The 21,068-nt window shown below is 42.4% G+C and carries 23 protein-coding genes; 8 read left to right on the top strand and 15 right to left on the bottom strand.

Annotation, left to right across the window (positions count from 1 at the left end):
* The first annotated feature begins 5 nt into the window (after positions 1–5).
* The gene (locus AC1DUD_RS00510) at positions 6–1,640 is read left to right on the top strand and encodes an ABC-F family ATP-binding cassette domain-containing protein (RefSeq protein WP_477370058.1); all 1,635 of its coding nucleotides are present in this window, start codon (positions 6–8) and stop codon (positions 1,638–1,640) included.
* A gap of 198 nt (positions 1,641–1,838) precedes the next feature.
* Here AC1DUD_RS00510 and AC1DUD_RS00515 read toward each other — a convergent pair whose 3' ends face one another.
* From AC1DUD_RS00515 to AC1DUD_RS00535, 5 genes are all read right to left on the bottom strand, one after another.
* The gene (locus AC1DUD_RS00515) at positions 1,839–2,057 is read right to left on the bottom strand and encodes a hypothetical protein (protein WP_477370061.1); all 219 of its coding nucleotides are present in this window, start codon (positions 2,055–2,057) and stop codon (positions 1,839–1,841) included.
* 52 nt (positions 2,058–2,109) lie between these two features.
* Positions 2,110–3,096 (bottom strand): hypothetical protein, encoded by a 987-nt coding sequence (locus tag AC1DUD_RS00520; RefSeq protein ID WP_477370064.1) that lies wholly within the window; start codon positions 3,094–3,096, stop codon positions 2,110–2,112.
* A gap of 49 nt (positions 3,097–3,145) precedes the next feature.
* Positions 3,146–3,877, bottom strand: coding sequence for a hypothetical protein (locus AC1DUD_RS00525; protein ID WP_477370067.1), 732 nt, complete (start codon positions 3,875–3,877; stop codon positions 3,146–3,148).
* 922 nt (positions 3,878–4,799) lie between these two features.
* On the bottom strand, positions 4,800–5,780 hold the full coding sequence (locus AC1DUD_RS00530; RefSeq protein WP_477370070.1) for a hypothetical protein: 981 nt from the start codon (positions 5,778–5,780) through the stop codon (positions 4,800–4,802).
* 97 nt (positions 5,781–5,877) lie between these two features.
* Positions 5,878–6,282, bottom strand: a complete 405-nt coding sequence (locus AC1DUD_RS00535) for a nuclear transport factor 2 family protein (protein WP_477370073.1) — start codon at positions 6,280–6,282, stop codon at positions 5,878–5,880.
* A gap of 216 nt (positions 6,283–6,498) precedes the next feature.
* On the opposite strand from AC1DUD_RS00535, the gene AC1DUD_RS00540 reads away from it, so the two are divergent.
* From AC1DUD_RS00540 to AC1DUD_RS00550, 3 genes are all read left to right on the top strand, one after another.
* Positions 6,499–7,077, top strand: a complete 579-nt coding sequence (locus AC1DUD_RS00540; RefSeq protein ID WP_477370076.1) for a Crp/Fnr family transcriptional regulator — start codon at positions 6,499–6,501, stop codon at positions 7,075–7,077.
* A 161-nt stretch (positions 7,078–7,238) separates the two neighbouring features.
* Positions 7,239–7,631, top strand: a complete 393-nt coding sequence (locus tag AC1DUD_RS00545; protein WP_477370079.1) for a hypothetical protein — start codon at positions 7,239–7,241, stop codon at positions 7,629–7,631.
* 102 nt (positions 7,632–7,733) lie between these two features.
* Entirely contained in the window at positions 7,734–8,804 is a 1,071-nt protein-coding gene (locus AC1DUD_RS00550) for a SphA family protein (protein WP_477370082.1), read from the top strand.
* Positions 8,805–8,865: 61 nt separating this feature from the next.
* Here AC1DUD_RS00550 and AC1DUD_RS00555 read toward each other — a convergent pair whose 3' ends face one another.
* Both AC1DUD_RS00555 and AC1DUD_RS00560 read right to left on the bottom strand, forming a co-directional pair.
* Complete coding sequence (locus AC1DUD_RS00555; RefSeq protein ID WP_477370085.1) at positions 8,866–9,666, bottom strand: helix-turn-helix domain-containing protein; 801 nt, start codon at positions 9,664–9,666, stop codon at positions 8,866–8,868.
* A gap of 49 nt (positions 9,667–9,715) precedes the next feature.
* The gene (locus tag AC1DUD_RS00560; RefSeq protein WP_477370088.1) at positions 9,716–10,750 is read right to left on the bottom strand and encodes an SDR family oxidoreductase; all 1,035 of its coding nucleotides are present in this window, start codon (positions 10,748–10,750) and stop codon (positions 9,716–9,718) included.
* Positions 10,751–11,014: 264 nt separating this feature from the next.
* Between AC1DUD_RS00560 and AC1DUD_RS00565 the strand changes: the two genes are divergently transcribed.
* From AC1DUD_RS00565 to AC1DUD_RS00575, 3 genes are all read left to right on the top strand, one after another.
* On the top strand, positions 11,015–11,872 hold the full coding sequence (locus tag AC1DUD_RS00565) for an SDR family NAD(P)-dependent oxidoreductase (protein ID WP_477370091.1): 858 nt from the start codon (positions 11,015–11,017) through the stop codon (positions 11,870–11,872).
* Positions 11,873–11,940: 68 nt separating this feature from the next.
* Positions 11,941–13,203, top strand: a complete 1,263-nt coding sequence (locus AC1DUD_RS00570; RefSeq protein WP_477370094.1) for an epoxide hydrolase family protein — start codon at positions 11,941–11,943, stop codon at positions 13,201–13,203.
* Positions 13,204–13,293: 90 nt separating this feature from the next.
* Positions 13,294–13,812, top strand: a complete 519-nt coding sequence (locus AC1DUD_RS00575; RefSeq protein WP_477370097.1) for a cupin domain-containing protein — start codon at positions 13,294–13,296, stop codon at positions 13,810–13,812.
* A 293-nt stretch (positions 13,813–14,105) separates the two neighbouring features.
* Here the strand turns inward: AC1DUD_RS00575 and AC1DUD_RS00580 are convergent, their stop codons facing one another.
* Together AC1DUD_RS00580 and AC1DUD_RS00585 are read right to left on the bottom strand one after the other, a co-directional pair.
* Positions 14,106–15,008, bottom strand: a complete 903-nt coding sequence (locus tag AC1DUD_RS00580) for a HEPN domain-containing protein (protein WP_477370099.1) — start codon at positions 15,006–15,008, stop codon at positions 14,106–14,108.
* 22 nt (positions 15,009–15,030) lie between these two features.
* On the bottom strand, positions 15,031–16,437 hold the full coding sequence (locus tag AC1DUD_RS00585) for a hypothetical protein (RefSeq protein WP_477370102.1): 1,407 nt from the start codon (positions 16,435–16,437) through the stop codon (positions 15,031–15,033).
* Positions 16,438–16,712: 275 nt separating this feature from the next.
* Here AC1DUD_RS00585 and AC1DUD_RS00590 point away from each other — a divergent pair, with 275 nt between their 5' ends.
* Positions 16,713–17,141, top strand: coding sequence for a helix-turn-helix transcriptional regulator (locus AC1DUD_RS00590; RefSeq protein ID WP_477370105.1), 429 nt, complete (start codon positions 16,713–16,715; stop codon positions 17,139–17,141).
* Between the two features lie 373 nt (positions 17,142–17,514).
* On the opposite strand, the gene AC1DUD_RS00595 is transcribed toward AC1DUD_RS00590, so the two are convergent.
* From AC1DUD_RS00595 to AC1DUD_RS00620, 6 genes are all read right to left on the bottom strand, one after another.
* Complete coding sequence (locus AC1DUD_RS00595; RefSeq protein ID WP_477370108.1) at positions 17,515–18,171, bottom strand: DUF5712 family protein; 657 nt, start codon at positions 18,169–18,171, stop codon at positions 17,515–17,517.
* Positions 18,149–18,490 (bottom strand): DUF5712 family protein, encoded by a 342-nt coding sequence (locus AC1DUD_RS00600; RefSeq protein ID WP_477370111.1) that lies wholly within the window; start codon positions 18,488–18,490, stop codon positions 18,149–18,151. Before AC1DUD_RS00600 ends, AC1DUD_RS00595 begins: the two co-directional genes overlap by 23 nt.
* A gap of 39 nt (positions 18,491–18,529) precedes the next feature.
* The gene (locus AC1DUD_RS00605) at positions 18,530–19,066 is read right to left on the bottom strand and encodes a BfmA/BtgA family mobilization protein (RefSeq protein ID WP_477370114.1); all 537 of its coding nucleotides are present in this window, start codon (positions 19,064–19,066) and stop codon (positions 18,530–18,532) included.
* Positions 19,067–19,472: 406 nt separating this feature from the next.
* Positions 19,473–19,790, bottom strand: a complete 318-nt coding sequence (locus AC1DUD_RS00610) for a hypothetical protein (RefSeq protein WP_477370117.1) — start codon at positions 19,788–19,790, stop codon at positions 19,473–19,475.
* Positions 19,787–20,050 (bottom strand): helix-turn-helix domain-containing protein, encoded by a 264-nt coding sequence (locus tag AC1DUD_RS00615; protein ID WP_477370120.1) that lies wholly within the window; start codon positions 20,048–20,050, stop codon positions 19,787–19,789. Before AC1DUD_RS00615 ends, AC1DUD_RS00610 begins: the two co-directional genes overlap by 4 nt.
* A gap of 255 nt (positions 20,051–20,305) precedes the next feature.
* Positions 20,306–21,064 carry a hypothetical protein gene (locus AC1DUD_RS00620; RefSeq protein WP_477370123.1) on the bottom strand — a complete coding sequence of 253 codons (759 nt, stop codon included), beginning with the start codon at positions 21,062–21,064 and terminating at the stop codon, positions 20,306–20,308.
* Between the last annotated feature and the right edge of the window lie 4 nt (positions 21,065–21,068).

Raw genomic sequence — 21,068 nt, forward strand, 5'->3', positions numbered from 1 at the left:
ATACTGTGATTAATGTCAATAACATATCCGTTTCATTTGGCGGAACCACCTTATTCAGTGACGTAACATTCTCCATAAACGAGAACGATAAGATAGCCCTGATGGGTAAGAATGGCGCAGGCAAGTCCACCATCCTCAAGATCATTGCCGGTGCTGCCAAACCTACTACTGGCAACGTAACTGGCCCAAAAGACGCGGTAATAGCATATTTACCGCAACATTTGCTTACCCAGGATAACGTTACCGTTTTTGAGGAAACAATGAAAGCTTTTGATGAAGCCAATCAGATGCAGAAAGAGCTGGACGAAGTGAATGAGCAGCTCAACATTCGCACTGATTACGACAGTGACGACTACATGAAGCTGATTGAACGGGTATCGGAACTGAGCGAAAAATTTTATTCGCAGGAAGAAGTGAATTATGATGCAGAGGTAGAAAAGGTGCTGAAAGGCTTAGGTTTCGAACGTAAAGACTTTACCCGTAAAACTTCCGAGTTTTCGGGCGGTTGGCGCATGCGTATCGAGCTGGCTAAAATCCTGTTAAAGAAACCTGATCTGATCTTGCTTGATGAGCCTACCAACCACATGGATATCGACAGTATACAATGGCTGGAGGATTTCCTGGTAAACTCGGCAAAGGCAGTCATGGTCATCTCGCACGACCGTACTTTTGTAGATAATATCACGAACCGTACCATTGAGGTGACCATGGGCAGGATCTACGATTATAAAGCCAAATACACACATTACCTCCAGTTGCGTGCCGACCGCCGAGTACACCAATTGAAAGCCTACGAGGAACAGCAGCGTTTTATTGCCGATAACCAGGAATTTATAGACCGGTTCAGGGGTACGTACTCTAAAACTTTACAGGTGCAATCGCGCGTGAAGATGCTTGAAAAGCTTGAGGTTATTGAGATCGATGAAGTGGATACTTCGGCATTGCGATTGAAATTTCCGCCATCGCCGCGTTCCGGTCAATATCCGGTAATGGTTGAAGAGCTGACAAAAACCTATGGAGATCATGTTGTATTTGAGAAAGCGGCTATGGTAATTGAACGGGGCGAAAAAGTGGCTTTTGTTGGTAAAAACGGAGAAGGGAAGTCGACCATGATCAAAGCCATCATGGGAGAGATCGATTTTCAGGGATCTTTAAAAGTGGGTCACAATGCCAAGATCGGATACTTTGCCCAAAACCAGGCAGCTTTGTTAGATGAGAATTTAACTGTATTTGAAACTATCGACCAGATTCCGCTAAGTGATGGATCCGTAAAGATCAAAGATCTTTTGGGGGCATTTATGTTTAGCGGCGATGATACCACTAAAAAAGTCAAAGTACTTTCAGGCGGCGAGAAAACGCGCCTGGCCATGATCAAACTGCTGTTGGAGCCTGTAAACGTATTGATCCTGGATGAGCCAACGAACCATTTGGATATGAAGACTAAGGATATCATCAAAGATGCCCTAAGGGATTTTGACGGAACCCTGATTTTGGTATCGCATGACAGGGATTTTCTGGACGGACTGGTAAAAAAAGTATTCGAATTTGGTAATAAACGCGTCCGTGAACATTTTGAAGACATCAAAGGGTTTTTGGCTTATAAGAAAATGGATAGTTTGAAGCAGATTGAGCAGGGGTAGAAAATTAAATCACCTCCTTGTGTTTTCGATCATAAAACAAAGCCGGCAAATCATTTGACCTGTAGGTTTTTGTGTTTTTGGTGATATTTTCAATGATCGCTAAACTATAAAATTCGAACTCTTTAAGGGTGATTTGAGTTGTACGGTGGGGTTAGATGATAATTTGACTCCATTTTAATTCAATTACTATCTTAAATGTTAAAGCAGGCCGGAGGTAGCTAAAACTACAACGTGGCCGATAGATGCCTGCCGGTGTTTGAAGTCAGGTACATGGCACCTTGATATCCCTACGGTATCAACCTCAACAGTCGAGGTCATGATCAATGCCGATAGCCATAATTGGGGACAAAAACACCGCTCCTGCAAAAGGTAAAGGTGACGCTGCCGCGTAACATGCTCATATGTTAGTGTTTTCATATTGTAGATTAGTTTTAAATCCCCAAGGCGCGAGACTTAGGGGATTTTTGTTTTAATTATCTTTTAAGGATTCTATGTGACTGGAATTATAAATTTGTAAAGGACGATCAAATTCCTTGTCCCAATTCGTCTGTTTAGCTCCTAAACTGTTGTAATGGAAAATTTTACGCTTATTGCCTTGCACAGTTAGTAAGACGGACATCCAAGTTATATGGTGTCCCTGCGTTTGCACCATCAAAAGCTGCCAATAGAGTTTATTTGGCAAGTTGAATCGTATGGTAAATTTGGTTACTTTAGTAATATTCCCTACAACCAAGTTGCTACCATATATTCTTACTGTATCCAGCCTATTGATCTTAGGTATCGTTAATTCTCCGGCGTTTTTACTCGTACATGCTGAATCTAATACTAATTGCCCTTTGAAATACGTGTGCGGACAGTTAAGATCCCTTGAATAATTATTAAAATAAACGCCAACATTTGGAATGGGTATATCTGATAGATTAGCAATATTAAATTCTCCTGATCCGGTACCATCGGGTATAATTATGGCCTCGCAATAACCGTCACCACCGGTAAGATTGTCGTTTAAAGTTTTGGTGGCATTATCTACTGTAGTAATTAATTTCTTACTCGAAGAGTTGACGCTTTTTTGAATACCAATACTTAAAGTCAGTTGCTTATCCAGCTTTTGAAGACTTGTTTTTTGCCCGAATAAAATTTTATTATTTCCCTTTATTAGGCTTCGAGATGTATCGATAGCAATGTTGAGCGAATCAATTATTGCTGTAGCTGTATCTAAAGTCCGGTTTTGAAGTTGTACATACCTGCTATTCCACACGCTCGCACTATCCGCATTTCGCTTTGATTCTTGGTAGGCAGCACTTCCTGTACAAAAACTCAGTACCGCGCCAACGATCGCAATTCCTAAAACAGCTAAATCTGCTTTGCTTCGTTCTTTGTTATATGAAAACCACGCAGTAATTAATACTAAGAGGGTGGTTAGTATAAGCGAAAAATAAAACTGAAAAGGCGTCATTGTATAGGGCTTGAGTTAATAAAGATATATTTTCCTGTTCTTTATTAATTTATTTTTCAGAATCGTAATCAATAGTTCGAAAATCGTCGGTTTTAAACACTCGAGTAAACTTTGTTTTTGCATCGTAGACAAACAAATAGTTAGCTGTCCTACCAGCGTAAATTAATCTATTATCAAGCGTAATTTTCCTATTTTCTTTGGTGAGTATTACCTGGTGCAGATGCCCGTCAGCTTTTTGCAGCAATTCGTAACTGGCCCAGCTGTCGAAAACGCCAAACCAAATAGATATCGCCAATATGGCTAATAAAGGGTTCATTTTAAAATAATCGTTTCCCTCTTTTTTTGCTCGTAATACCACCAAGACATACACAATCAACCCTATAATTAACCACCAGTGTTTTAGAAAAAATTTATAACTCATTATGATTGAAAGGGAAGGTATATTTTTATATCCCCAGTAAATTAAAATCACGTAAAATAAATAAAATAGCCAAGGAAAAGTTAGTCGCTCCCATTGTTTAAGTGCTTGGGATTCTTGTATTTCGGAAGCCACCCGCATAGTGCCATAATTTAATATCCACCATATAACCGTAGGTTCAAGCATTATTATTTCGCCGACTTCACAGTATTGAAAAATTGGAACATGTAAAAAAAGCACGTAATAAATGTAATTGCGAGTTAATGAGAAAATGATAGCCAATGCTATGACCGCTGCTGTAAGGTCCGCAATATCCTTAAGTTCAAGTTTATATCTGCTGCCTTTACTCTGCTGAGTATTCATATTTGATAAAGTTTAGATTATAAAGTTAACCTTTCCTGTACTTTATTAAAAATACCAAAACGCCATCCTTTGGGCATGTTTGAAGCGAAACAAAACTGGTTTAATAATAGGAGAAACAACAAAGGCGGCTTAAGCTTTTATTGTCTTTTAGCATCATGTTTGCAATCGATGATTTGAGCTGTGACACAAGTGGAGAATGAGCCATTTAACTTATGGTCAGTGTTTATCACCGAACTTCTTCAAATGTCCAATAAGTCAAAAAGCCTTCAGACTTCCGTCTAAAGGCTTTTGACTTAAAATGTGGTCCCGACGAGAATCGAACTCCATCGGCCTATATGCTTTAAACGCTGTTTTTGCGTATATCTTCTTCAAAAACTCACCAGTGTTTCATAAGCCCTGGCTGTAAATGTTATATCCAAATTTAAGGATTATTTTTTAAGATACCATCAAAGTGTGTTTTATACGGGATTAAATTTCGTTGACTAACAATAAAATAATCGGACTATAAAGCCTTTAGCATTGAATTACCGGAGGCGAAAAATGCCGCCAGGACTATATTCGAAAGGGAAATTATTTTAACACTTGTCTGAGTTTTTGAATGTTTTTGAGCCCTATTTATAACACATCTTTAAATTAGTTATTTGTAACTGCCAAGGGTTCGATGGGCTCGATCTTATCTTGGTTATTAATCGATTACCCGCTAATCATAACGTTTTGATATTCAGATTAGATGTAATTTCAGGATGCGAAAGTGGGAACAGATAAATTTATCTATTCCGGATGACACTGATCCACATATTGGCGCATTAGGGACAAGCACCGACATTTTTTAGCGAGAAGATAGGGTGCCAAGGATTATCTTGTTAGCTTTCATTAAACATTGAATTCTAAATTATCAATAATATTTTTACAATTTTAAAAGCTAAGCCTTTTCATAAAACCGGCGCAACAGTTTTAGTCGTTTCTTCACGAAAGGTGACCTCATCGGCTCAAATTCCTGCACCACTTTTCCCGATTGTTGTATGGTGATGCGGAATGGCTGTTTGTAAACTTGAGTCAGATGGTATACTGTTAAGAGTTCCGCAAGGTCTTCGTGCCAGCTTGCTGTACTATACAATGACACAAAGGGTGTTTTGACAAGTTCAGCATAAACCTGGGAAGCCTCTGTGTAGGTATAGCGGCGTCCGCCCGGCCGAAACCGGCTTTTAAAAACTATCGAATCTTTGACAGGCCATTGAAGTGTATTAATGTTGCTCCATATTCCTTTTGAAAACTTCCTGGTAAAATCATTCATATGTGGTTTACCCCCTTCTGAAATTAGATGCATTGAGCCATCTACTACGTGTGTTCCCTCGTGAAGCAAAACATAGGTCAATGCTTTTAACAGGCCGGCCTGGATCGAAACTGAAATTGTAGAGTCGCCTCCAGAGAAACAGGTGGCCTCTTTTTCATTTACCCGTTCGGTTATGTTTTGATGGAGTATACCAGCCCGGAAAGTGATATGGTAAAGGTTGACCCCTTCATCTTCGGTAATCGTTGAGGTCAGCGCCGTATTAGGCATATTATCTAAAAAGCTGATACTTTTTAAATGTTGTTTCAAAACCCGCTGATGCAAAGGCGGAAGCGCTGCAATTGCCGAATCAACAATGGCTACTTCTTCTCTCGTCAGTTGGTGTTCGGTGGGAGACATGCCTGCGTCACGGAACATTTTAATAACCTTATCTGGTGTCCTGGCAATACGTTTTAACAAAGGACGGGAAGGATCGAGGTCATATTTTTTCTGCACTTCGAGTAAGGTCATTGAAGTGCCTTCTTTTATATTACGCTGAGCAAAACTGTTCAGGGAAACAAAAAAAAACAAGATATTCAGGAAGCATAAATTAAGTACACGACGTTTTTTCATGAGGATAAAGATTAAAATAATTTTAAAACGGTTGATACCAAAGACCTCCTGCACAAATGGTTTATTTCACAACTGATGCAGGAGGCTTTATTATTGTTTAGTCAATAGCGATGCCTTTAATATCCCTAACGACCGGTACCATATTCAAAGCTTCCCGGATCAATTTGATCTTACCGTTTTCGGCTACTACACGGCCCATATAGTGTTGAGCGTAATCTTTGCCATTTGATGCAATAACAGCAGTTGCCTCGTATTCGCCAAAAGCCTGATCGGGTGTATCAATATGGATCTGAATGTTCTTGAATTTGAATCCAGGGAAAGTCTTTGGCAGGTTGCCTAAGAAGTTATATAGCACTTCACGGCCTTCCCAACGGGCCGGTATGCCAAGGCTGGCAAGGTATGGCAGTTCAAATACCGCATCGTCGGCAAATAATTCGATCTGAAAATCAGGGTTACCTACATTTTCCAGATAGTCCAGTAATAATTCTTTTGCAGTTTTCATGTCTTTATTTTATTTAAATTTTTTATGTTGTTTTAACACTACAAAAATGGCTTGTTCATCGGCCGCCTCCATTGACCTATCGTAAGAAATAAGATTGATTTATATCAATTGTTTACAAATGACTTATGCAGGCCAATGCTATTCCTGCACCACAATCCTTTTATAAAAAAATTTCTTCATTATCTTTAATCGTTTACTCACCGAAAAAAACAGATAGTGATCGAGGTATTTAAAACTTATTTACAAGGAAAAGGCAACTATACTGCCGAGGAACTGGAAACAGTTGCGGCGGCGGCAGTTATAAAAAAAGTCAGGAAAAGACAATATCTCACCCAGGAAGGAGATGTTGTCAAAAACCACTCATTTGTCACCAAAGGCTGCTTACGCACCTATACGGTTGATGAAAAAGGGGTTGAACACATTTTAAATTTTGCTATAGAGAATTGGTGGATCGGCGACCGCGAAAGCATTCAAAACGGCCAGCCGTCGATCTATAATATCGATGCGATCGAAGATTCGGAAGTAGCCCTGATCAGCAAAGAAAAATTTGACAGGCTATGTGCCGAGGTGCCCGCTTTCAACAATATGATCAACGCCATATTACAAAAAAGCTTCCTCGTTGCTCAAAACAGGATCCATACTTTTATCAGTCTGACCGCTGAAGATAAATATTTAAATTTTCTGGAAAAATTCCCCCATCTCACCATGCGCGTTCCGCAGAGCATGATCGCCTCTTATTTGGGCATTACCGCAGAGACGTTAAGCCGGGTCAGAAAACAGATCGTTAAACGCTGATTTAACTTCCGCAATATTGATAGCACTTGACATTTATCAAGTGCTATTTTATTTTATATCAATTTTTTACTGGTTTCGATCTTTCAATTTTGTTTGCCGGAAAAGGCCAATTGCAATCTTATCGCTGCGGCCGGCCAATCCCGGTTTAAAAGAAATTGCATATGAAAAAGACAAAAACGATAACCCGGATCTCGGTTAAAACGGGTACCGCTGATGGTGACCTGTTTAAAATATTGTTGTCCGAAGGGCTTAAACTGAAGAAAATTCCGGTTCAGCCGGGATTAACAGTTTATAGCATGGAGGACGGAACAATAATGGAGTTTTACGGACCCGGAGCCTGCTATCCGGAATACCTGTTTAAAAACACAAACGTGGTTGTAGGCTTTAAAGTTGACAATTTGGACGAAATGTTATCATTGATGCAAAATGCGGGAGCTGAACTTTTGGGTAACATCGAAACGGTATGTAATGCATTTATTTATTGTCATTTGCTGTTGAGCAATGAAACTGTAATTGGTTTGTACCAGGATCTGAACCCAGCAAACGAAAGTTAAATTACCTGATCACTGGCGGTAATAGCGCCAATTGATATTTGTCAATCTAATTTCTTGCCTTACATCATTCGGGAGCTTTCCCTGCAGCAGTAGGTTTGCTGTATGAAAACTCCATTTCTAAATCATAAAAGTGCCGAAGATCTCAAGGAAATCTTTGAGCATTATACAGCCCTTAATAATCAGGGATCGACCATCGAGCAGTTTAGTATTTTAGCTTCCCGATCAGATGGCTTTTCCTACCGGGTAATTTTTGCGGCCATTCTTATCGGCTTATTTGTCAATATAGGTTACGCATTTGCCCAGGACCCGGTCTTACCACCAACCAATCTTGGGTTGTCCAATGTGTATGACGGCTTTGCCGGTAAACCGGGCTGGGTTTATCAGGGCTACGTACAGGCTTTTGACACCAAACATTTTGCAGATGGATCAGGTCACAGGACTTCATCAGCTCTAAAGATCAATTCGGTGGTTTCTCTAAACCAGCTTATTTATCTGGCACCTGTGAAATTACTGGGCGGGAACCTGGGATTCACGGTAATTGTACCTGTAGTACAGATCAACTCATCCAACCTGAACGGGCCGGCACCAACTGTAAACCCGGGTGCCCTTGGGGACATCGTACAGGGAACAGCAATTCAATGGTCGGATAAAAAATTGTTTGGAAAACCCTTTTTCCATCGTGTCGAGTTTGATGTAACGCTTCCGACCGGATCATATGACAGCAGGTATAATATAAATGCGTCTTCACATCTTTACGCCTTTGGTGCTTATCATGCTTTTACATTATTCCTGAGCGATAAGCTTAGCCTGAGTTCACGAAACCAGTTCAATTATAATGCGCATATTATCGGTCAGCAAAATAAACCGGGGATCTACTATAATGGAAACTATTCTGTTGACTATACTTTAGCTAAAGGCTTTAAAGTTGAAGCCGCTGCGTACTTTTTAAACCAGCTCAGCCAGGATAGTTATGCCGGGAACCATCATTATTATGCAGACCAATTTGGTATTGGAAGTACTAAAGAACGCGTCCTGGGCCTTGGCCCCGGACTGGCTTACTTTGCCCCGAACGGTGTAATGATCGAAGCGAAAATGTTCTTTGAAACCGGTGCCAGAAACCGTTTTGAAGGAAACAGGCCAACATTGCGTATTGCTATCCCGCTATCAAAATAATAATTTTCTTTCAAGGATCAAAAACAGCTTCCTGATCGGAGGCTTTTTGCCGTACAGGCGATCAGGAAATACTGGAGGGATTGATTCCAAAATGTTTCTTGAACACAAATGAAAAATGGGACAGGTCTTCAAACCCCACTTCCCCATAGACATCGGTGGTTTTAAACTTTTCCTCTTTCAGTAAATAATAAGCTTCATCTAACCTTTTCTGCTGCAACCATTTTGCCGGTGTCATTGAAAACTCGCCTAAAAAATCTCGTTTGAAGGTCGATATGCTCCGGCCGGTAAGATAGGCAAACCGCGCCAGGCTTAAATTAAAGCGGAAATTCCGCTCCATAAAAGCCTTGAGGTTGATCTTGCCCGGAGTTTGAAAGTTGAAAAGTATATCTTTTAATTCAGGCTGCACTTTAAGCAGAACGATCAAAGCTTCTTTCAATTTTATTTTCATCAGGTCGTTGTTTCCGTCACTGAAGTAGGGAAGCGACTGCTGCAGTGAATCCACAAAATTCTGAAGAAGCGGGTGCTTTTTGAGTTGGAACGAGGGTGGAACATAAGATGTCGCTTCAGCCGTCAGATGGTGCTCGTCGGCAAACTCCCGCAGCGTTCCTTCGTCAAATTGCAGTGAAAGTGATTTAAAAGGGTCACTTTCACCAGGTTGTTTAACGAACTTGGCCAACCTGTTCCGGACGTTGAAGCGAAAGTCACCCGGTTCAAAGATCACCTTCTCGCGTCCGTCCTGAACAGTCAGGCTTCCGGTGATCTGATAAGCAAAAGCATGCCGGTTAACGATATCCTCGCCATTTACAGATTTCTTGTAGTAACAGGAGATCAGTATTTGAGGGTTTTCATGCGCTGGTACCATATGATCAAATTTCGCAAATCAAATGTTAAAAGCCTATAATAAAGGGAACTTATATGATCTTAAATTTGACCAGGCTTTCTGCCGTCTCTTTAATGGTCGTTTCTTTGGGTCGCGGGCTCCAGTTCAGAACAGATTTAGCTTTTGCGTTTGACAGCGTTTTCACCACACCCAACTGCGGGACAATAGGTTTCAATTCCGGCTTAAACCATGAACTGACCTTTACCAGCCAGTTCGGCAGAACTTTAGACGGCACTTTGTCAACAAGTAAATTACTATCAGCTTTTAAAACTTTGGCAATTCCCGGAAATGAGATCATTCCGTCTGAAGTTGCCAGGAACCGCTGGCCGCTGGCTGCCGGATTTTTCATTGCTTTGATATGGATATCGGCTACATCACGAACATCCACAATGCCGAAAGATAGTTTCGGCGTTCCGGGCATCTTTCCTGAAAGTAACTGTACGATCATACCGATCGAACTGCTAAAAGTTTTTCCTAAAACCGGTCCGAATATTCCAACAGGATTAATGACAACCAATTCCATAGCACCGGCGTTGTTTTCCATAAAATCCCATGCAGCACGTTCTGCGATCGTCTTGGATTTGATGTAGGCCGGTAATTTTACATTGGGGTCTGTCCAGTCGGCCTCTGTAAAAACATGGTTCTTAGGATCAATGGTATAGCCTATAGCTGCAAACGACGATGTTAAAACCACACGCTTCACCTTTGCGGCTTGCGCTGCGCGCAAAACCCTTAAAGCGCCGTCCCTTGCCGGTATAATGATCTCATTCTCGTCTTTAGGCTCTCCTGCCGGAAAAGGGGAAGCCACATGAAGAACGTAATCACATCCTTTGACAGCCTGATCCCAATTTTCGTCGCTCGTGAGGTTAGCTGCTATAGAGGTCAGATTCTGCATATTTTCAGCCCTGCCGGCCAAAAGTGTTTCTTTTAATGAATCTATTTTATCTAATGACCGGATCGTCGTTCTGACCATATATCCTTCCTTTAGTAACTGTATAATGCAGTAACTGCCCACGAAGCCGGATCCTCCGGTAACCAATACTGTTTCTTTTTTCGATTGTTCCATTGCTGTTGTAATTAATTAAGCAAATCTCCGGCTAATTTATCTATTGGACTTTGTTGTGGTGTTCAATTTTTATTTGTTGTAACGTCCATATTTAAGTATAGCGATTTGACTGACCGATGAATTTCAACCGGTCTGCTCGTCTTTTTCACACCTTTCCCGGCGCTTTCGATTGACATTTATCAATGCTCCTTTTTATCATACATCAATGTGGGGCTAACCGCTTGTACGCAATTTTGAGTAATCAAAAACAAATAAAATAAAATCATGGAAAAGATAATTTTCATCACAGGAACAAGTACAGGTTTTGGCAAATTAACCACCATTACTTTATCAAAAGCCGGTTATACCGTTATAGCTGGCATGCGCGACGTCGCCGGAAAAAATGCAGCTGCTGCAAAAGAACTATCCGCATTACCAAAGGTGGATGTGGTTGAGATAGATGTAACCAATAACGATTCGGTTAAAAACGCCTTTGCCGGGGTGCTGGCTAGATACGGACGTGTAGATGTATTGATAAACAACGCCGCAGTAACAGGATTCGGCCTTTTGGAGGCTTACAGCATCGATCAGATCAAACAAATGTTCGAGGTTAATTTCTATGGCGTCATCAGGACTTACCAGGAAGTGCTGCCCGCCATGCGCCGGGCCCAGAAAGGCCTGATCATCAACATTACTTCCGGTGCAAGCGGCCATACCCTGCCATTCATGGTTCCTTATCTGGCCTCTAAATTCGGTGTTGAAACCATATCGGAAGGCTTGCAGGATGAATTGGCTGAATATAACATAGAGAACGTAACTATTCAGCCGGGTGTTTATCCTACCGAAATGACCAACGGATCAAAGGCCGGCGTGCATTCGGATAAGCCGGAGATCACCGCTGCCTACGGCGACGCGGCGGCTGAACAATTCAATGCCATTGGTACCGCGCTTTTCGGTAAAATGGCGCAGTACAACATGGACCCGCAAACTATTGCAGACGGTATTCTGAATCTGGTGAGCATGCAGGACGGAACCCGCCCCTTACGTTTCCCGCTTGACGCTATTGCCGAGGGAACCGACCAGGAGTTCATCGACGCAAGAGCCGCTACTAAGGCTAAATGGCTGGCAAAATACACAGCCTGATCAACGCGGCGGTCCGGAGGCAATTCGCTCCCGGGCGCTTATTCATCTACCTATAAAAATCGATCATTATGAAAAAGTTCCTTTTATTAACCATGATACTAAATTCATCAGCGGCTGTTTCGTCAGCCCAAAATATAGCCAGCAAGGCTGATTTTGCCCGGCCCGAATTAGTAAAACCTTTTCAAATTAAAGTTTCCCAGGCAAGGCTGGATTCTGTTATGGAACGGGTTAAAAATGCACGGATACCTAAACAAATGCCTGCCTCAGAAGGTGCGGAATCCAACTGGGAAACCGGTATGGATATGAAATGGCTTGCCGGGCTCCGGGACTACTGGATCAAGCAATATGACTGGCGCAAGCAGGAGAAACTGCTGAACAGCTACCCGCTTTACAAAGCGCATGTCGAAGACATGGATATTCAGTTCTATTATATCAAAGGTGAAGGCAAGAACCCTTTGCCTCTGGTCATCACACACGGGTGGCCGGGTTCCACGTTCGAATTCTTTGACGTCATCGGCCCGCTTACCCATCCTTCCAAATATGGCGGTAAATCGGAGGACTCATTTACGCTGATCATCCCTGCGTTGCCAGGATTCGGATTTTCTTCCATGCCGAGTAAACCGGTTAACGGTATTACGACCGCCCGTTTATGGAATAAACTGGTGACCGAAGTGATCGGGTACAAGAACTATTACGCCCAGGGCGGTGACTGGGGAGCAGGCGCGACCATTCTGATGGCCCACAACTACCCGGAAAACGTAAAAGGTATTCATCTTAACTTCTTCCCCGGTGTTCCTGTACCTGAAAAAGAACAAACAGCAGAGGAAAGGGCGTACTTCAAAGCAGGTGACGATTTCAGAACGGCCAGTATGGACTATTGGCGGATGCAGGCCCGTAAACCGATGATGCCGGCAGTGGCGCTTAATGATAGTCCGCTGGGAACCGCAGCATGGATCGCGGAAAAGTTCTGGACCTGGTCAGATAATAAAGGTGATCTGGATGCAGTAATATCGAAAGACCGCCTGTTGACTGACATCATGCTTTATATCATCAATGAGAATGGCATTGATGGCAGTTTCTGGTATTATCGTGGCGCAATGACCGAAATGAAATCATCCTGGCCGGGCTATGTCAGCGTTCCCACAATGATCTCTAAATACCCTTACGACTTTGCCTTTACCCACGCGCCCTTGTCAGTGGCCAGGCGTGGCTACAATGTAGTTCGCTTTAAGGAAATGCCAAAAGGCGGCCATTTTGCGGCAATGGAACAACCGGAATTGTTTACAAATGACCTGAGAGAGGCATTCAGGTCTTTTCGCAAAACTAAATAATACGGATTTGGCTGTAATTCGATTTGAGAGCGGATTTATTTATTAGATGACAAACATTAAAGTGCCTATAAAAATTAAAGCAAAAACACTATGAAAACCACAGAAAATAAAAGAATAGTTAAAATCGATAATCCATCAGATGAGATGTTCACGACTTCCTGGGGAGAACAGGCAAGAACCATTGTTTCCAGTTCGGAAACACTAGGTAAGGTTATGCTACAAGATTATAAAGCGCCCAGAAACTTTGGCCCGCCTGTTCATTTGCACCGCAATGAGGATGAAATTCTCATCCTTAAACAAGGAACAATAGTTATATGGACCCCGGAGAAATCTGGAGTTGCTAAACCAGGTGATACAATCATGTTACCAAAAACCGTTCCCCATACCTGGAGGGCTTATGGTGATGAACCGGTACACATGACAGTTATAACCGCCCCAGGTGAATTTGAGACGTTTATAAGTGATATCGCAAAAGACAATCTTACAATTCAAGATACTGCTAAATTAACAGAAGTGGCCTATAAAGCCGGCATGGATATTTTAGGGCCACCGCTTACTGATGACCAGGTCGCAGCCATCGTAAAGGGAGAGGCGTTCAACTTATATTAGGCGGAAACCATAAACATAATTGAAATAGCTAAATCAGCGGAAATCTTAAATTAAGTTAAAAGGACAGCTTATCGAATTACTTGGTCTGTGATATAAATGGCGCTGTTTCTCCGCAATACATCTTCGTTTTATTTAGCTGTTTTGAACAGATATTTAATCTCAATCATTAATTGGAGGATCAGGGGACAGGGGAGCCGGACAAATGTCACGGCCCCTGGCTGTCAACCTCAATGTCTTAACTGATTATTTTCGGTTATATCGTTTTTATATAATATCCCAACAAGATTTGATACTCACAGGGAGGCAGGCAGGGCAGGGGAATAATCCACGACCGCTACCTGTTCTACCACTGTGCTCTTAGCAGTTTCCCGGTTCGGTTCTTTTGATGACAAATCCAAAGTGAGATCAAGAAACGCTCTAACGAGCGTGCAAAGCTGATCTGCATCGTGATCCATAACCTGGTAATTATCCCTGTATCTTGCCTCTGTATAACTTCCGGCCAATACCCGGAACAGTCTTTTATCTCCTTTAAAGTGCCGCTTAAAAAGCATAGCAGGTTCGGCGGAAAAACATTCACACAGGTATAACAAACGGTCAATGTTGTGAATATCGGCCCGGTAGCCGGTATACAACCGGATCAATCCCCGGCAGGCCTGTTCTACCGCTTGGTGCAACAGGAAAGCCACATTATTGAAAAATCCTTTTTCGAAGCAATCCAGTGCGCTTTCTAAAAAGCCGGAAGCCATGCTGTACATTCGGGAAAAAGCTTCTTCGTCTTTTAAATAACTTCCCTCCATATTTTCAGCGTTGAATTCGGGCGACATAGTAAATCCATCTGACGTGTATACCAACAGGCCATTCAGACAGGCATTCACAAAGAACCTGTCGTACCTGTACACCGCCTCCATCACCGTAGACAGCCCATGCGCAATGATAAATACGCCGGGAAAATGGCTACTGATAAAATCCTGCATGACATATTCAATCCTTTTGGTCTCTGTGGTCAGGACTAACAGATAATAGGTATTTTTCATGCTATGATCTGGCGGCATAAAACAGGTGTTAGCTGTAGTCATGGAACTTAACGCGCCAAAGCAGATGACCTTTTCAATTTGATAATTGCTGGTCAATACTTTTGCAATTTCCCGCAGTTCTTTATGTTGCCCGTCGCTAAGTTTTATTGACTTTTTTTCCATTTCAAAAACTTTTTTTTAGTTATCAGGTTGAATGGTGGTTCACATCTGCCATGCGCTCCTGGTATTCATCCCTTGCTATCATATTCAGGAGGTAAGCATTCAGCATCAATACATTCATACCAGCTTCATTCTCTGTTTGTGCTATAGGGCCATTTAAGAGAGGTTCATTTAGATTGAGCAAGTCCATAGCGCTAATACTGGATTCTGAATCTTTATGAAAAATCCCCCAGATCTTTACGGAACAAAGCAGCGACATTTTCAATAACCGGTTATGATCATTTGTTGCCGGCATGAAGCCTGTCATCATCGCAATCATTGATTTCAGTGTATAGTTTATGGCTTCTTTTACTGTTGAAAGACACTCGGTGTAATTCTTGTCCAATTGCAATTGCTGTGCTTTAAAGTACAGTTCATGTCCATGATGACCCGTTCTATCCCATATTTCATCGATCTCTTGTTGGGTCATATACGGACCGTATTTGGGATACTCCGGTATCGTTACGGATGTAGATTGGTAGGTGACGTCCTTTAGCCTAAAGGCATAATAGTAAAAGCTTGAACTTCCACGCTCTGGTTTTTCAAACCACTTTTGTTTTTTAACAAATGCCACTATGGGCACCAGGTGTGCGCAGTTCCGTTCAATTTTGGCGGCAATCTCATCATTAGTAAAAGCCTGGTCGTTTGCAACAATGATCAGCAGGAAAAAAATGAAAGGCTCCTCAGAAGTATGGAAGTGGCATACCATCTGTACGGTGGGCTCTATTTTTAAGATCAGTTTGGTGACCTCTTTTAACCCAAGTTTTTGGGCAGGCGTCGCTTTAATCGAAACATTCTTTCTGATCGGGTCTGCCATAACGGTTAAAGCTTTTTTATCGTCCTGTTCAGGTAACGCCTTGTTTTCCTCTACAGGATTTCCTTTCAAAAATGGCTGCGCCGTTTCTCGCTGAAAGATCAGCCACGCTGCTGAGTACATTTTTTTAATGTGCTCATAAACCGTAATGATTTCGCCGGGAGTTACAGACTCGTCTATCGCGTTACTTGATAAAGCCGCATTTATCCATTCCCAAAGATGATCTCTGAACGCTTCCGGCTGTATTTCATTAAAGGCGGCTTTTATGACCAGGTACGGGTTAAGCAATTCCTTCTTAGTAAGATCATTGGGATACCAGGCCCATTCCTCTTTTTCGCTGGCAAGCTGTTCTTCCGTAATCTTATCATCACCATAGGACGGCTCCTCGTCTTCCAATAACAGGAGGTAAAGCGATTCCAGTAGCCTCAAATTTAGTCCGTAATCATAGAGCAGGTTTCCCGGCCCGAAGCGCTCGTCATCATAATGCTCATTATTAACAACGTAATGTCGCCACTTTTTCAGCCTGGTGAAATGGTCTTCGACATCATTCGCATCGAAGAGACCTTTAAGAGCGATCATTGGATTTCTTACCTCTGATTGGCGAAGAAATTTGGGGTAGTGGTCCCAGGGAGCATAAACACCGCAATACATAACCAATTTCATTAACACCAGACTTTATTGACCGGCAGTACAAAGTTGGCAAGACAGAAAATGCTAAACCATTCCCGGCTGTTTCTATCGAAGAAATATCAGGGCATAATTTATCCTCCTGTTATTTCTAAAACAGGCTTTTCAACACAAGCATATTTTTTTGTTACATTTGTTTATATATCATACTATCACATATCTGACCCATGAGCGCAACTACTGACACACCAAAGAATATACACCAAGGCCGTAACATTAAACGTTTCCGTGAAATGCTGGGCCTCAAACAAGAAGCATTAGCCTATGCACTTGGTGAGGAATGGAGTCAGAAAAGGGTGTCGCTACTTGAACAGAAAGAGGTTATTGAAGATGATCTGCTGAATCAAGTCGCTGCTATTCTGAAAGTACCAGTTGAGGCAATCAAGAACTTCGATGAAGAAACGGCTATCCACAATATCCAAAACAATTATGATAATGCGGTAATCCATGCTGGGCCGGTGTTAAATTATCAATGTAATTTTAATCCAATCGAAAAGTGGCTTGAGGTTATTGAAGAGAACAAAAAACTTTACGAGCGCCTCCTTGCCAGCGAAAGAGAAAAAGTTGAATTACTTAAGCAATCGAAGGGACTATAAGTTATCTTTTATTACAGCCACACCCAGTCATTGCACCGCTTAAACAACCGGAGCTTAAAGCAGGGAAACGGTCAAGGGCGGGGCAATCCAATAAAAAAACAAAACACCCCTGCCCCGTTCATATACCCTTTACCGTTTTCCTGCGTGAGCTAATTTTGTGACTGCGGTGCTGTGACTAACCGACAACTGCGCGCCGGGGAAAGGCAGGTGTGTATGAGGAACGAATACACTCCTGCACGTGCGGAGGCGAGGCTGGCGGCGTAATGGAACCCGGAGCGCAGCGCGTGGTGAAAAGAAGCCGCCTGTCGCAGCCGCTTTGCCGCTTTATTATATCAAAAAAAATATTTGTTTATTATAGCATCAGCACCCTTGTTCAACGCGACACTTGTTGACCCTGGGATTTTTTCTTTCGTTTTTTCTTTTTCTCCATCTCGCTTTCCGGGACAATATTAGCACCTCCCGTATACATCGGTTCCAGCATCACTTCCAGGAAGCTTGCCGCTGTCTTACCTGCTGCGGACAACATCCCGGCCGTTGTCGTAAATAAGCCCTCCGCAACACCCTGGGCAAGTTCATTAGCCACCGATCTGCTTTCATAATTCTGCGAAGCGCCTTCCGCCAACACACCCATCTGCTCCCGCTGCGATAGCTCCCCGTTCTTCTGAACATTGGCGTATGCCATCGTATCTTTAAGCTGCCTATCAAATCCAAAAAGGCTGTCAAAAAGGGATTCCCCGCTTTGTTTGAATGCTACCCGGTCAAACTGCCCCATCTTTTTTGAATGCTCCGCATTCTTTCCCCTTGAGGTATTCATGGGGCTAAGTTTGATCTTATTGGTTATATCCTTACGGCTGACGATAACCTGCACATGCATTTGTTCGCCTTCTTTACGTTCTCCCCGCTGTTTCAAACCTTGTTTTACTTCCGGGTCATTATAGTTGTAATAACGGTAGTTTTCCAGCTTGGCGAACCATAACAGGTCTTCGTTACTGTTCACACCATCCCGGTTAAAGTTTTTTTGCGTAGGCATCCATCACCCTGACCGCAAAACCTTTCATTTGTTCCTTAGCACCCTCTTCGCCATACTGCTCTTTCAGAAACCGGATCTCTTTCTGGCTCGGGCTGATATTGACCAGGAAAAACTTAGCATCATCTTTGCCCAGCTTAGCGACATTATTATCAATACTGCGCATGACCTGATAAGGCTCTATCCTGATCTGCTGACCATTGAACCAGTATTCAGGTTCCTGTTTTATATCGATCCTGTTTTCTTTTTCCAGGTAATTTACCAGCCCTGCGCTGCTGCCTTTGTTTGCTGCTTCTTTGCTGTCCGTAATATTGATAAACATAAAATTCCCTACCTCCTGAAAGGGAAATTAAATACATGATTAAAGTAAACTGACCTGCGATCTGGTAATAGCGATCAGCTCATCTTTTTCCCGGCTCGATGTCATCATCCCAAAAGCTTCCCTTGATTTGATATAACCGTCAAGGATGAACAGGAACTGTTTTTTCAGGTGTTCCTTACTTTTTTGGCTTTTCGAGATCGTTTCCATCAGCGCATCTATGCCAGTTAATTTTTGCCCCAGTGCATGCTGATTATTCAGCAAGTCCGTATTCGCCTTGAGGATTTGCGTATTAAATCTTTCGATGATCTTGGCCTGTGATACCGATACCCGATCCATTTCCGTTTTGATCGGAATGAGCAGCATATTCTCCTGGCTTTTGATAAAACCGATATACTGCTGGTGGTTCTTCATTAGTGCATTTTTTAATAACTCATCATTAAGGTCCTGGGGGTCTTTCTTGCTTTTATAAAAGTAATCGACCATCTGGATAAAGACCTGCCGCTTAGTCCTGCCCAGTTTAAGGGCGATCTTTTCAAACTTTTGATCTACCGTGACCGGGTATCTCACTGATCTCACATTGATATCTTGCATGTTAATCTTTTCCTATTGACGGCATAGCTGTTTATACAGTTACGCCTTTATTCCTATATACAGGATACCCCATAGTATCCTGTTTTCTTTTATTTCATAGGCGGAAACGCCCTAAAGTATCCCCGGAGGATACGTAAAACCCCCGTAGCGAAGCGTAGGGCAAGCAAAGTAGGGCTCTGCCCAACTTCCGCTTGCTCCGCTTTCGCGAAGCGACAACCGCTTTCCTCTTGATTTGCGAAGCAAATCATTACCGGTGCAGCCTTTGGCTGCACCGGATTTATGCACTATATAGCTGGATATCTGACTATACCTATATCGGAATAACCATTTATTCCGATATGCGGTTATTCGTGTAGCGCGGTATACAGCTATGCCGATATAAAATACCGGGCTACACTTCCCAACCGGCAGGCCAGTAAACATGGCTGCCGAGTTTTGGATGGTATGACGGCTGATAACGTATGTAACCATATTCATCGAGTTCTTTGATACACTTGTGATATGTTGCAATGGATGCGACCTTGGAAAACGCCATCAGCGTTTTCCGGGTCACACCGAACGGACTTACAAAACCGTTCCGTTGCCAGCAGACAAACAAACCCGTAAACAAACTAAGATGGGTTGGCAGCAGCCGGTTATCCTTTTCCATGCGCCGGATCAGGCTTGCATAACCGGCAAGTTCTTTAACAATTTCCTCCTGCAACTTCATTTGCCACCACCCTCCAGGATCTTGTTGATGTCTTCCAGTTTGTAATACATAATACTGCCTACTTTGGTAAATCGCAGTGTACCGTTGATCCGCAGGTTTTGAAGTGTGCCTGGCGAGATGCCTAAAAGCTTTCTTACCTCCGCACTCTTTAGCCATTTCTTAGTACTGGCCTGTCCCGGCTTTATAATCCTTTTAATCTCGTCGAGCAGATCGCTCTTAAATTCCAGTAAATCCCCTTTGGTGATCAGTTCCACATTCATCTGTTCCTCCTTGTTTTAATCGTTATTCTAAATACCTGCAAGTACTCTGCATTACAGGAAAGTTTATCCCTACTATGGATAATTATGATCAGCACCTTCCCGGTATAAGCGCTAGATCATAACGCACAGCAGGTTAGCTGTCCAATCCCCGAATACAAAGCGGGCCGTTGAACAGTATGGAGGCAAATGTGAAAGCAAAAGGGGTAAAATGAATGACCATTGGGGGCGTTTGGTCACAAACAAAAATCCAAAAGCCTATTTCTTAGGCTTTTGGATAATTTTGAAGAGTTTATCTTTTTCAGAGACGATTGTGTATTTCGGTGGCGGGCTGCCCTTATCAGCCGGGAAATAGTTCTGGGCAGTGCCGATAGCTATTGGTTTATCACCATTCAAAAAGTGCTTGGCGATGAGTTTATACCAGGGGCTTGCCGTTTGGCTGTTCACCAGTTTATTACCGTTTGGCAATTTCAATTCTCTTATCTGGTCGATCAGATCAATAAGCGTTGGCAGACCATCTTTGCTGATGACGATCTTTTCACCGGCTTCATATTTAACGTATTCTTTAACCTGGTTCTCCAGTTCTTTGATCCTTGCTTCTAACTGGTCAATCTGTTTATTTTTATCAGCGATGACTGATTCCAATGGTTGCGTTTTATGCCACTGATCAATGCTTTTAAGAAATGTCAGGAACACTTCCAGCTTAGCTGTATAAATTAATCCTTTGGCATAGGAGCTACCTGATGGCTTTAGACCTTTATAAAATTTGATTCTGTTGGTTACAATATCATAAACATGATCGAAAAAAGCCTCTTCCTGTCCTGGGTTTCCCTCAAGGTAGTGATTTAACTGGTAATTGTAAAACGTAGCGTACTCATCTTTTTTGATCTTATAAATCTTGTTGACAAAGAAATTTAAACCGAAAATCCTGTCTGTAAATATCAGCCAGCCGATATCATATCGGTGAGGATTTAACTCAAAGCGGCCGCGGAATTTAAAGTAACTATTTGAAGTCATAAAG

Source organism: Mucilaginibacter sp. P4_A11, from assembly GCF_056402535.1.